The organism is Bacteroides sp. MSK.20.82 (assembly GCF_019052485.1).
Classification (GTDB): Bacteria; Bacteroidota; Bacteroidia; order Bacteroidales; family Bacteroidaceae; genus Bacteroides; species Bacteroides thetaiotaomicron.
Genome location: NZ_JAHQUN010000019.1, coordinates 31,161 through 43,799, shown reverse-complemented (window position 1 = coordinate 43,799; position 12,639 = coordinate 31,161). Strand labels below are relative to the sequence as shown.

The 12,639-nt window shown below is 43.6% G+C and carries 13 protein-coding genes; 11 read left to right on the top strand and 2 right to left on the bottom strand.

Annotated features, from left to right (window positions below):
- Nucleotides 1-20 precede the first annotated feature (20 nt).
- The 6 genes from asnS to tsf all read left to right on the top strand — a co-directional run bounded on the left by asnS (nucleotide 21) and on the right by tsf (nucleotide 5,291).
- On the top strand, nucleotides 21-1,424 hold the full coding sequence (gene asnS / locus KTR07_RS15985) for an asparagine--tRNA ligase (RefSeq protein ID WP_008760798.1): 1,404 nt from the start codon (nucleotides 21-23) through the stop codon (nucleotides 1,422-1,424).
- Between the two features lie 139 nt (nucleotides 1,425-1,563).
- Nucleotides 1,564-2,055, top strand: coding sequence for a DUF4488 domain-containing protein (locus KTR07_RS15980; protein WP_008760799.1), 492 nt, complete (start codon nucleotides 1,564-1,566; stop codon nucleotides 2,053-2,055).
- Nucleotides 2,056-2,360: 305 nt separating this feature from the next.
- Nucleotides 2,361-2,822 carry a 50S ribosomal protein L13 gene (gene rplM, locus KTR07_RS15975; protein ID WP_008760800.1) on the top strand — a complete coding sequence of 154 codons (462 nt, stop codon included), beginning with the start codon at nucleotides 2,361-2,363 and terminating at the stop codon, nucleotides 2,820-2,822.
- A 6-nt stretch (nucleotides 2,823-2,828) separates the two neighbouring features.
- On the top strand, nucleotides 2,829-3,215 hold the full coding sequence (gene rpsI / locus KTR07_RS15970; RefSeq protein WP_008760801.1) for a 30S ribosomal protein S9: 387 nt from the start codon (nucleotides 2,829-2,831) through the stop codon (nucleotides 3,213-3,215).
- Between the two features lie 121 nt (nucleotides 3,216-3,336).
- Nucleotides 3,337-4,173 carry a 30S ribosomal protein S2 gene (rpsB, locus tag KTR07_RS15965; protein WP_008760802.1) on the top strand — a complete coding sequence of 279 codons (837 nt, stop codon included), beginning with the start codon at nucleotides 3,337-3,339 and terminating at the stop codon, nucleotides 4,171-4,173.
- A gap of 125 nt (nucleotides 4,174-4,298) precedes the next feature.
- Nucleotides 4,299-5,291 carry a translation elongation factor Ts gene (tsf, locus tag KTR07_RS15960; RefSeq protein ID WP_008764142.1) on the top strand — a complete coding sequence of 331 codons (993 nt, stop codon included), beginning with the start codon at nucleotides 4,299-4,301 and terminating at the stop codon, nucleotides 5,289-5,291.
- A gap of 58 nt (nucleotides 5,292-5,349) precedes the next feature.
- On the opposite strand, the gene KTR07_RS15955 is transcribed toward tsf, so the two are convergent.
- Nucleotides 5,350-5,700, bottom strand: coding sequence for a translation initiation factor (locus tag KTR07_RS15955; RefSeq protein WP_008764143.1), 351 nt, complete (start codon nucleotides 5,698-5,700; stop codon nucleotides 5,350-5,352).
- Nucleotides 5,701-5,811: 111 nt separating this feature from the next.
- Between KTR07_RS15955 and KTR07_RS15950 the strand changes: the two genes are divergently transcribed.
- The 5 genes from KTR07_RS15950 to KTR07_RS15930 all read left to right on the top strand — a co-directional run bounded on the left by KTR07_RS15950 (nucleotide 5,812) and on the right by KTR07_RS15930 (nucleotide 11,341).
- Nucleotides 5,812-8,412: a DUF5686 and carboxypeptidase regulatory-like domain-containing protein gene (locus KTR07_RS15950; protein ID WP_181981973.1), complete on the top strand. Its 2,601-nt coding sequence runs from the start codon at nucleotides 5,812-5,814 to the stop codon at nucleotides 8,410-8,412.
- 88 nt (nucleotides 8,413-8,500) lie between these two features.
- A complete protein-coding gene (locus KTR07_RS15945; RefSeq protein ID WP_008760805.1) occupies nucleotides 8,501-9,163 on the top strand; it encodes a redox-sensing transcriptional repressor Rex in 663 nt (220 codons plus the stop codon).
- A complete protein-coding gene (locus tag KTR07_RS15940) occupies nucleotides 9,163-9,777 on the top strand; it encodes a fumarylacetoacetate hydrolase family protein (RefSeq protein WP_117981647.1) in 615 nt (204 codons plus the stop codon). Before KTR07_RS15945 ends, KTR07_RS15940 begins: the two co-directional genes overlap by 1 nt.
- 39 nt (nucleotides 9,778-9,816) lie before the next feature.
- A complete protein-coding gene (ispF, locus tag KTR07_RS15935) occupies nucleotides 9,817-10,296 on the top strand; it encodes a 2-C-methyl-D-erythritol 2,4-cyclodiphosphate synthase (RefSeq protein ID WP_008764145.1) in 480 nt (159 codons plus the stop codon).
- Nucleotides 10,297-10,333: 37 nt separating this feature from the next.
- The gene (locus KTR07_RS15930) at nucleotides 10,334-11,341 is read left to right on the top strand and encodes a metallophosphoesterase family protein (RefSeq protein WP_008764146.1); all 1,008 of its coding nucleotides are present in this window, start codon (nucleotides 10,334-10,336) and stop codon (nucleotides 11,339-11,341) included.
- Here the strand turns inward: KTR07_RS15930 and KTR07_RS15925 are convergent.
- Entirely contained in the window at nucleotides 11,316-12,194 is an 879-nt protein-coding gene (locus KTR07_RS15925; protein ID WP_008764147.1) for a hypothetical protein, read from the bottom strand. The two genes, KTR07_RS15930 and KTR07_RS15925, sit on opposite strands and share 26 nt — an antisense overlap.
- Nucleotides 12,195-12,639 lie beyond the last annotated feature (445 nt).

Genomic DNA, 12,639 nt, shown 5'->3' with positions numbered 1-12,639 from the left:
TATTGTATTAAAAAAGTTTTATGGAAAAGATTGGTAGAACAAAAATTGTTGATCTGTTGAAGCGCGAAGATATTGGCGCTATGGTCAATGTGAAAGGATGGGTTCGCACCCGCAGAGGTAGCAAACAAGTTAACTTTATCGCACTGAATGACGGTTCTACAATAAATAATGTGCAGATCGTAGTAGATCTGGCTAATTTCGATGAAGAGATGCTGAAACTGATTACTACCGGGGCTTGTATTAGCGTGAACGGAGTAATGGTGGAATCTGTGGGTTCCGGTCAGAAGGTGGAAGTGCAGGCTAAAGAAATCGAAGTGCTGGGTACTTGCGACAATACATATCCATTGCAGAAAAAAGGTCACTCCATGGAATTCTTGCGCGAGATCGCTCACTTGCGTCCGCGTACCAATACCTTTGGTGCAGTGTTCCGCATTCGTCACAACATGGCGATTGCTATTCACAAGTTTTTCCATGAAAAGGGATTTTTCTATTTCCATACACCGATTATTACAGGTTCCGACTGTGAAGGTGCCGGACAGATGTTTCAGGTAACTACCATGAATCTGTATGACTTGAAGAAAGACGAAAGAGGTTCTATCTCTTATGATGACGACTTCTTCGGCAAGCAGGCAAGTTTGACAGTATCCGGTCAGTTGGAAGGTGAATTGGCTGCCACTGCTTTGGGCGCTATCTACACATTCGGTCCTACTTTCCGTGCCGAAAACTCCAATACTCCCCGCCATTTGGCAGAGTTCTGGATGATTGAGCCGGAAGTTGCGTTCAACGACATTGCCGATAATATGGACCTGGCAGAAGAGTTTATCAAATATTGTGTGAAATGGGCGTTGGATAACTGTGCGGATGATGTGAAGTTCCTGAACGATATGTTCGATAAGGGCTTGATTGAACGTCTGCAAGGTGTATTGAAGGATGATTTCGTTCGTTTGCCTTATACGGATGGTATCAAGATTCTGGAAGATGCCGTTGCGAAAGGTCACAAGTTCGAATTCCCTGTTTACTGGGGGGTAGACTTGGCTTCCGAGCACGAACGTTATCTGGTGGAAGAACACTTCAAACGTCCGGTGATTCTGACTGATTATCCGAAGGAAATCAAAGCCTTCTATATGAAGCAGAACGAGGATGGGAAGACAGTACGTGCAATGGACGTTCTTTTCCCGAAGATCGGTGAGATCATTGGTGGTTCTGAACGTGAAGCGGATTATAACAAGTTGATGACTCGTATTGAAGAAATGCATATCCCGATGAAGGATATGTGGTGGTATCTGGATACCCGTAAGTTCGGTACTTGTCCTCACTCCGGTTTCGGACTCGGTTTTGAACGTCTGTTGCTGTTTGTAACAGGTATGTCAAATATCCGTGACGTGATACCGTTCCCGCGTACACCGAGAAATGCTGATTTCTAATATTTCGGTATATTTATGTAAAACTCGCATAATCTTTTGATTGTGCGAGTTTTTTTATGCATTTGATTGTTACTTTCTCAAAATAAATCTTTATATTTGGACATGCGCATTCAAGAGTGTTAACTAAAATCATATTGTCATGAAAAAACTCTATTTCTTTACCATGCTTTCAATCATGTTGTTAGCGGTAACAGGTGCGACGGCCCAAAAGAAAACCAAATTCAAACCGGCCGATTTGAAAGGGATCTGGCAGTTGTGCCATTATGTATCAGAATCTCCCGATGTTCCGGGATCGTTGAAACCCAGTAATACATTTAAGGTATTGAGTGATGACGGCAGAATCGTGAATTTTACCATTATTCCCGGTTCTGATGCGATTATCACAGGATATGGTACATATAAACAGTTGACCGATGATTCTTATAAGGAGAGTATCGAGAAGAATATCCACCTTCCGATGCTCGATAATCAGGATAATATTCTGGAGTTTGAAATAAAGGATAATGATTATTTGCATTTGAAATACTTCATCAAGAATGATCTGAACGGAAACGAACTGAATGCCTGGTATTATGAGACCTGGAAACGGGTGGAGATGCCGGCTAAGTTTCCGGAAGATATTGTGCGATAAATGAGATTGCAATATAGATTCTTTGTTGTTTTTTGACCTCCCCGGTGTAAATCCGGAGGAGGCCTTTTTATTTTCTGTTCCTTATTTGTAAATATAGTAAGTTCCCCTTGTCATACAACCCGATAAATCCAAAAAAAACTGGAAATAGTTTGCCAATTCAAAGAAAAGCCGTACTTTTGCAAGCCGATTATTATCACAAAATGATAAGAGATTAATTCATAGCAAGTTAGTCCTCCTTTGTCCGGGGAAGGCTGATATGTGGTGAAGAAAATTTTTAGTAGTAACATTTAAAAAACAAAATTAGAGTGGATACTTTAAGTTACAAGACCATTTCTGCAAACAAAGCGACCGTAACCAAAGAATGGGTTATCGTTGACGCTACAGACCAAACTTTAGGTCGTCTGGGAGCAAAAGTTGCAAAATTGCTGAGAGGAAAGTACAAACCAAACTTTACTCCTCACGTAGACTGCGGTGATAACGTTATTATCATCAATGCAGACAAAGTAAAACTGACTGGTAACAAATGGAATGACAGAGTATATTTGTCATATACAGGCTACCCTGGTGGTCAGAGAGAAATGACTCCTGCCCGTTTGATCACTAAACCGAACGGTGAAGAGAGATTACTGAAAAAAGTAGTGAAAGGTATGCTTCCTAAGAATATCCTGGGAGCTAAATTGCTGGGTAACCTGTATGTATACGCTGGTAGCGAACACAAACATGAAGCTCAGAGCCCGAAAATGATTGATATTAATTCATATAAATAAGATATAATGGAAGTAGTAAATGCATTAGGCAGACGTAAACGTGCAATTGCACGTGTATTCGTAAGCGAAGGTACAGGAAAGATTACTATTAACAAGAGAGACCTTGCAGAGTACTTTCCATCAACTATACTTCAGTATGTTGTAAAACAACCATTGAACAAGCTGGGTGCTGCTGAGAAGTATGACATCAAAGTAAACTTGTGTGGTGGTGGCTTCACTGGCCAGTCTCAGGCATTGCGTTTGGCAATCGCTCGCGCATTGGTTAAGATGAACGCTGAAGATAAGGCTGCACTTCGTGCTGAAGGCTTCATGACTCGTGACCCACGTTCTGTAGAGCGTAAGAAACCGGGACAGCCGAAAGCTCGTAGAAGATTCCAGTTCAGCAAGCGTTAATGTGCTGCCTGACCGAGGAATATGTTTAGTATCTAAACTACTGGGACTCTGCTCATAGACTACCCAGCGGTTGGTTTAGAAAAAACAAAAAAGAAAGTAAACGATTTAAAGAAAAAACAAGATGTCAAGAACAAATTTTGATACTTTATTGGAAGCCGGTTGCCACTTCGGACACCTTAAGAGAAAGTGGAACCCTGCAATGGCTCCTTATATTTTCATGGAACGCAATGGTATTCACATCATTGACCTCCACAAAACAGTTGCAAAAGTAGACGAAGCTGCTGAAGCTTTGAAACAGATTGCCAAATCAGGCAAGAAAGTTCTTTTTGTTGCTACTAAAAAACAAGCAAAGCAGGTTGTAGCTGAGAAAGCTCAGTCTGTTAATATGCCTTATGTAATCGAGCGCTGGCCGGGTGGTATGTTGACCAACTTCCCGACTATCCGTAAGGCTGTGAAGAAGATGGCTACTATCGATAAATTGACTAACGATGGTACATATTCTAACCTTTCTAAGAGAGAAGTTCTTCAGATCTCTCGTCAACGTGCAAAATTGGACAAGACTTTGGGTTCTATCGCTGACTTGACTCGTCTGCCGTCTGCATTGTTCGTTATCGACGTAATGAAAGAAAATATCGCAGTTCGTGAAGCTAACCGTCTGGGTATCCCTGTATTCGGTATCGTTGATACTAACTCTGATCCTACAAACGTTGACTTCGTAATTCCTGCTAACGATGACGCTACTAAATCAGTAGAAGTTATCCTGGATGCTTGCTGTGCTGCAATGATCGAAGGTTTGGAAGAAAGAAAAGCTGAAAAGATCGATATGGAAGCTGCTGGTGAAGCTCCTGCAAACAAAGGCAAGAAGAAATCAGTAAAAGCAAGACTCGACAAGTCTGATGAAGAAGCTATCAATGCAGCGAAAGCTGCTGCCTTCATCAAGGAAGACGAAGAGGCTTAAATATATAAATGTGCCAATTTGCTAGCGTGCAGGCGTGTGGTAGTTACCTCATCCTGCATTGTATTGGCAGATTGGCACATTTTTTGTTTTGAAAATTATTATTCATTTAAATAAAGGAAATTATTATGGCTGTAACTATGGCTGATATTACCAAGCTGCGCAAAATGACCGGAGCTGGTATGATGGATTGCAAGAATGCATTAACAGAAGCTGAAGGCGATTACGACAAGGCAATGGAAATTATCCGTAAGAAAGGACAAGCTGTTGCTGCTAAGCGTTCAGAACGTGATGCTTCTGAAGGTTGCGTTTTGGCTAAGACTACCGGTGACTATGCCGTTGTCATTGCTCTGAAGTGTGAAACTGACTTTGTGGCTCAGAATGCTGATTTTGTGAAACTGACTCAGGATATTCTTGATCTTGCTGTGGCTAACAAATGCAAGACATTGGACGAAGTAAAAGCTTTGCCGATGGGTAACGGTACTGTACAGGATGCAGTGGTTGACCGTAGCGGTATCACAGGTGAGAAAATGGAGCTTGATGGTTACATGACTGTAGAAGGAACAAGCACTGCTGTTTACAATCACATGAACAGAAACGGTCTTTGCACCATTGTTGCTTTTAACAAGAACGTTGACGACCAGTTGGCTAAGCAAGTAGCTATGCAGATTGCTGCCATGAATCCGATTGCTATTGATGAAGATGGCGTTTCTGAAGAAGTAAAGGAAAAGGAAATTGCTGTTGCTATCGAGAAAACAAAAGCTGAACAGGTACAGAAAGCTGTAGAAGCTGCTTTGAAGAAAGCTAACATCAACCCTGCTCATGTAGATAGCGAAGAGCACATGGAAAGCAATATGGCTAAGGGCTGGATTACAGCTGAAGATATAGCTAAGGCAAAGGAAATTATTGCTACCGTTTCTGCTGAAAAGGCTGCACATCTGCCGGAACAAATGATTCAGAACATCGCTAAGGGTCGTCTGGGCAAGTTCTTGAAAGAAGTTTGTCTGCTGAATCAGGAAGATATTATGGACGCTAAGAAGACTGTAAGAGAAGTATTGGCAGCTGCTGATCCTGAACTGAAGGTTCTTGACTTTAAGCGCTTCACTCTGAAAGCTGAATAATTTATCTCAAAAAGATAATAGAGAAGGGCGGAACTTTGATGGTTTCCGCCCTTTTTCATTATCCTCCGACCCCTTTGGTCTTTGTATATCCTTCTTTTATCAGCAGGTCTATCACTTTCTGCTTGAAATCTCCCTGTACGATGATTTCTCCGTCTTTGGCCGAACCTCCGACTCCGCATTTACTTTTTAGCATTTTTCCGAGTTCTTTTTGGTCATTCTCTGTTCCAACGAATCCGGTGATGAGTGTAACTACTTTGCCGCCACGGTTTTTTCGGTCGAGAGAAACCCGAAGGTTCTGTTTGCTCTTGTCCAGCGTCACTTGTTCCTGATCGTCATCCATGTCATAGTTGAAATCAGGATTTGTAGAGTAGACCACGTTCAATCTATCTTTCCAATCATTATTTTTCATATACTTCAACTTTTATTGTGTCAAAAGTAATATTTTGTGGGGAACTTTGCAATCTTTTGTTTACTTTGGCGTCTAATAATAAAACGAAATAAGACTAATAAACAGAAAATGATGAAACAATCCATAGCGTTTGCTCTCATATGTTCTTTTACTATTTCTCTTTGGGCACAAACATTTAAAGGCAGAGTAGTTGATCTTGCAGGAAATCCGATCCCCTATGCGGCACTCTATCTGAAAGAACTTAAAACAGGCTTCACTACCGATGATAACGGCTGTTTTCAGACCTCGCTCCCGGCGGGACAATATACCTGTGAGGTTTCTTCTTTAGGTTTCGCCGGACAAACATTCTCCTTTTCCATATCTGCCGGAGATGTGGAAAAGAATATTGTGCTCTCCGAACAAATATATAGTCTGCGGGAAGTGAATGTGGTGAAAGGTGCGGAAGATCCGGCCTATTCCGTAATGCGTAAGGCGATTGCGAATGCTCCTTATTACCGGACACAGGTGAAGGGATTTAGAGCCGGAACCTATCTGAAAGGCACAGGAAAAATGAAGACTATTCCCGCAATTCTAAAGCTGTCGAAGGAAGTCAGGAAAGAGTCGAAAGAGTTTCTGGGCAAGTTGTTTGTGATGGAGGAACAGCGAGTGGTGACTTTCAAGGCACCCTCTACTTGGGAAAATCAGGTGAAGGCCTATTCCAATTCATTTCCCGAGGAGATGGAGGTCAGAATCGGTCTGACCACTATTAACTTTTACGAACCTACTATCTTCGATAAAGTATCACCGCTAAGTGCCGGAGCATTCTCTTATTACCGTTTTAAACTGGAAGGTTGCTATAGTGAAGGCAACCATCTGATCAATAAAATAAAAGTCATCCCCAAGCAAGACAGTCCGCGTCTGGTGTCCGGAGATTTGTATATTGTGGAAGATCTCTGGTGCGTCTCTGCGGCTGAATTTTCTATCCGTATGAGTGGCCTGAAAGCTACGGTCAAGGCAACTTGTAAAGAAGTTCAGCCTTCTGTTTTCCTGGCTACCTCCACAAGTATGTCCTGTGAAATCAAAATGATGGGATTTTCTGCAGAGGCTTCCTATCTGGCAGCAGTACATTATACGAATGTGGAAATAGCAGACCGTCAGCAAGTGATGAATGGGGCTTCTGATGCCTCACCGAAACAAAACAGGAAGCAGCAGAAGCTTGTAAAGCAGATAGAAGAACTGTCGACGAAGGAGGACTTGACTTTGAGTGAAGCCTATAAGCTATCTAAGCTGATGGAAAAGAACATTGCCGAATCCGATACTGCACGTTCTCCGCATAAATATGAACGTAAAGTGAGAAAGAGAGAAGTGAATATAAAGACCGATTCGCTGGCGGACAAAAAGGATTCGCTTTATTGGGCAGCTGTCAGAAGTGTTCCTTTGCGTCCGGAAGAAATACAGAGTTATATTCATAAAGAAAAGTTATCCCTCTCCAAAGACTCCCTTCAGGAGAATGATTCGGCTAAAACAACAGTTGGGAAAAAGATCATTCAAACATTCCTGATGGGTGAAACCTATCGTACTTCAGACAAGAAAGCATGGATTGGCTGGAAAGGCTTGCCTTCCTATGTGCCTGAGTATAATTTTGTAGATGGCTTCTGGCTGGGAGCTAAGTTTGAAACAGGGTTGAAATTATCGGAGGTCTCTACTTTGCAATTCACTCCTTCTGCTTATTATGCCACTGCCCGTAAAGCGGTAGCAGGGCAAAGTGAACTCTCCTTGAGTTATGCTCCGAGGCGACGGGGATATCTGGAACTGTCCGGCGGAGTTCTTTCTGCCGATTATAATGGAGAAAGTGGAGAATCCCGTCTGATAAATACCGTTGCCTCTTCTTTCTTCGGGCGGAATGATGTGAAACTCTATGAGAAGCGTTTCCTGTCTTTCCAAAATAAGATCGAACTGGCGAATAGTTTGTTGCTTTCTACCTCGCTTTCCTGGCAGCGACGACAGATGCTGGAGAATCATATACACCGGAGCTGGTTCAAGAAAGAAGCGGAGTCGAATATTCCGGACAGCCGGGCATTCTATCCGATGCCGGAAAATGAATTATTGAAAGCTTCCTTTGCCTTGGAATATACACCGGCTCATTATTACCGGATGTACAGAGGAAAGAAAGTATATGAAGAATCCAAATGCCCTACCTTTACATTGCGTTATGACCGTGCTTTCCCGTTGAAAGGGGCTTTGCCTTCTCCGTCCTATCACTTGGCGGAGTTTTCGGCCAGGCAGAGCATAGAGTTCGGAATGTTTAATACACTAGACTGGGCTGTTAATGCCGGAACATTCTGGAATAAGAGCGGTATGCAATTCCCCGATTTCAAGCATTTTGCGACCACAGGTTTGCCGGTGACGGAACGCTCGTTTGATACAGGATTCTCTTTGCTGGATAATTATGCATACTCTACCAATACCCGTTGGGTACAAGCTAATATTTCCTGGTACACACCCTGTCTGTTGCTGAAATTTCTTCCTTTTCTGAAAAAGAAGAACCTCGATGAAGCGCTGCATCTCCGTACACTTGTGGAATACGACCGCCGTCCCTATTCGGAAATCGGTTACTCCATCGGATTCATGAAACTGGCACGGTTAGGCGTCTTCCTTGGCTTCGACAGTTTGAAATACCGCTCGGCGGGAGTTTCCGTCAGCATTCCGTTGTCAACGTTTGCGGGAGAATAGCACCTGTGTAGAAATAGTATGAATCATTCTTGCAATTCCGAAAAAAAACGTATTTTTGTCAATCTTATAACCTGAATAAATAAAAGAAATGGCCGAGAACCAAAAGATACAGCAGATAGATTGTACGAAAGTGCCGGAGCCTACTTTGCGCAGACTGCCTTGGTACTTGTCGAATGTCAAGTTGCTGAAGCAAAGAGGCGAACGTTTTGTCTCTTCTACGCAGATATCTAAGGAAATAAATATTGACGCTTCACAGATAGCAAAAGACTTGTCGTATGTGAATATCTCCGGGCGTACACGTGTAGGGTACGAGGTCGATGCGCTCATTGAGGTTTTAGAGCACTTCCTGGGGTTTACGGAGATACATAAGGCTTTTCTTTTTGGAGTCGGCAGTCTGGGAGGCGCACTTTTGCAGGACTCCGGTCTGAAGCATTTCGGGCTTGAGATTGTGGCTGCTTTTGATGTAGACCCGACTTTGGTCGGCACTAACCTCAACGGGATTCCTATCTACCATTCGGACGACTTTCTGAAGAAGATGGAAGAATATGACGTGCAGATTGGCGTGCTGACCGTTCCTATCGAGATTGCCCAGTGCATCACAGATATGATGGTGGACGGGGGAATCAAGGCAGTCTGGAACTTTACCCCGTTCCGTATCCGTGTACCTGAGGACATCGTGGTACAGAATACATCCCTTTACGCTCATCTGGCGGTGATGTTCAACCGCCTTAATTTTAATGAAATCAAATAATGAAGATTATTGCCGTAGGAATGAACTATGCCCTGCACAATCAGGAGCTGGGACATACATCCGTAAATAAAGAACCGGTTATTTTCATGAAGCCCGATTCGGCTATTCTGAAAGATGGCAAACCGTTCTTTATCCCCGATTTTTCGAATGAAGTACATTATGAGACGGAGCTTGTAGTACGCATCAACCGTTTGGGAAAGAATATTTCTCCCCGTTTTGCCAGTCGTTATTATGATGCATTGACGGTAGGCATTGACTTTACCGCCCGTGACCTGCAACGGAAATTCCGCGAAGCGGGCAATCCGTGGGAACTTTGCAAAGGTTTCGACTCTTCTGCCGCTATCGGCACCTTTGTTCCGGTAGACCGCTACAAAGATATCCAGTCTCTGAATTTCAATCTGATGATTGACGGCAAGGAAGTGCAGCGCGGCTGTACAGCCGATATGCTTTTCAAAGTTGATGGCATCATTGCCTACGTCAGTAAGTTTGTGACTTTGAAGATTGGCGATTTACTATTTACGGGCACGCCTGCCGGAGTAGGGCCGGTCAGTATCGGTCAGCACTTGCAGGGATATCTTGAAGGAGAAAAGCTGCTTGACTTCTACATACGTTGACCCGTGTATTCTTTATTTGACTCATTTATTAAATAGCTTATGAAAATAAGAGTAGGTTTTGGCTTCGACGTACATCAGTTGGTCGAAGGTCGTGAATTGTGGCTGGGCGGTATCCGTCTGGAACATTCCAAAGGGTTGTTGGGACATTCGGATGCTGACGTATTGCTGCATACGGTTTGCGATGCCTTGTTGGGAGCCGCCAATATGCGCGATATCGGTTATCATTTTCCGGATACTGCCGGAGAGTACAAGAATATCGACAGCAAGATTCTTTTGAAAAAGACAGTGGAACTGATTGCGACCAAAGGATACCGTGTCGGGAATATCGATGCGACTATTTGCGCGGAGCGTCCCAAACTGAAAGCCCATATCCCTTTGATGCAGGAAACGATGGCAGCCGTCATGGGAATCGATGCGGAAGATATCTCGATCAAGGCAACTACGACGGAGAAACTCGGTTTTACCGGACGGGAAGAAGGCATTTCCGCTTATGCTACTGTGTTGATAGAGAAGGACTGACAAAGCAGATTACTAACCCCCTTAAACAATAAATAGTATGAATCGAACTTTAAAATTATTCTTAGCACTGGTCTCTTTGTGTATGACCGTCTTCTGCTTCGCCCAAAAGAGCGAATTACGCTTCAATAAAGACGGTAAATTTAAAATCGTACAGTTCACCGACGTCCATTTCAAGTATAAGAATCCCGCTTCCGACATAGCATTGGAACGTATTAATCAGGTACTCGACGAAGAACAACCTGATTTTGTAATCTTCACCGGAGATGTCGTTTATTCTGCTCCGGCAGATAAAGGTATGTTGCAGGTGCTGGAACAGGTATCGAAGCGTAAGCTGCCGTTTGTTGTCACTTTCGGCAATCATGATAATGAACAGGGAATGACGCGGGAACAGCTATATGACATCATCCGTCAGGTACCCGGCAATCTGATGCCGGATCGTGGCTCGGTCCTTTCTCCGGATTATGTCTTGACCGTGAAAGCCTCTTCCGATGCGAAGAAGGATGCAGCCGTCCTGTATTGCATGGACTCTCATTCTTACTCCCCGCTGAAGGATGTGAAAGGTTACGCATGGCTCACGTTCGATCAGGTCAACTGGTATCGTCAGCAGAGCGCAGCCTATACAGCACAGAACGGCGGGAAGCCATTGCCGGCACTTGCTTTCTTCCACATTCCTGTGCCGGAATACAATGAAGCAGCTTCCGACGAAAATGCCATCCTGCGCGGAACCCGCATGGAAGAAGCCTGTGCTCCGAAACTGAATACAGGCATGTTTGCTGCCATGAAAGAGTCCGGAGATGTGATGGGAATATTCGTGGGACATGATCATGACAATGATTATGCAGTGATGTGGAAAGGAATCCTGTTGGCTTACGGTCGTTTCACAGGCGGAAATACAGAATACAATCACCTGCCGAACGGTGCCCGTATCATCGTGCTTGATGAAGGCGCCCGCACGTTCACTTCCTGGATTCGTCAGAAAGACGGTATTGTCGACAAAGTGACCTATCCGGCAAGTTTCGTCAAAGACGACTGGACCAAGCGTTAACTATTGCCAGCTTCACATTGCTGAGGCGGGTATATTTGGAACCGTAGCTTTCGAACAGGCGTGACACCCGCGCCGATGCTACATATATAATTTCTCCCGGGCGATATTCATGCTCTATTCCGGATAGAGTGCATGATACCGTACTGGGAGTTTTTGATGGGATGCTCATCGTCACCAGGTTGCCGCTGGCGTCGTTCAGAGTCAGTATCTGCTTGACGAAAAATTGCGGAGTCGTTCCGTATACTCTTGTTTTATACGGATCGTCTTCCAGGCGTACCCGCATGACTTTCAACTTTAAGTCCGTCAGCTTCTCGTTCACTTCTCCTAGATAGCGGCTTTTTCGGCGTACCTCTTTGCTCTTCCGCAGCATCACGTCCAGATGTACCGAATGATATGCCTGCGCTATTTTGACGAAACGCTCCTGTTTGGGAATCTTCGGAGTAAACTTATAGGCGATCCAGCTTAGATAGGCAGGATCGACTTTGAGGATTTCGTGCAGGAAGTGTCCCCTGTATTTGCCGAAAAAGATGAGGTCGTCACCGTTGCTCTGCATTCTCTTCTCGTTGTAATCCATCAGGATGAGGCACCGTCGCGAATAATAAAACATGGTGCTTGCTATCCGCAGGGACTCGTTGATATCCGGAGATAAATCGTGTATATAGAGAATCGATTGCTTTTCGGGCAGGGGAGAGTAGAGCCAAAGGGAATAGTTGGGCTTTCCCGGTCGGGGCAACACCACCAGATAAACCCCTGCCTCTTTAAAGGAGGCTCTGCCTCGGTTGTATTCATTCAGTTTGGCATACAATAAGGCTTGCTCGCTTTCGGAAATTCCCGGTAATTTTGGATTAGCCATAATTGTTCTCGCTTTTGGTATAATTCAAATATACTGATTTTCTTTCAGAAAAGCAAGCCTTGGCGGGAGTTTCTTCGAATAAAGCCTGTTGGTGAAGTTAACTCGTTTCCGATTCAGATTTGAATCAACCGCTGATTCGCATTAATAGCTAATAAAGCGAAAATAAAAATTAAGTCCGAAGATTATTCTTCTCATAACATCATAAGGTGTTCAGATCAATGACACAAAAAGAGAAAGGTAGTATTGTAGCAATAATTCATCGATTTACCTAGAAAATAAAGAATCTTTCAAAATCAGCACCCACATCTATACGAAAGACTTTGACTAATTATGCGGTAACAGCCAATCATTTATTAATAAATTCTTTCATCGTTTATTATAAACGTCCTCCAAGTTTATTATAAACTCTAATTTCGTTATTCCTGCAATAAACATCCATTTTAAG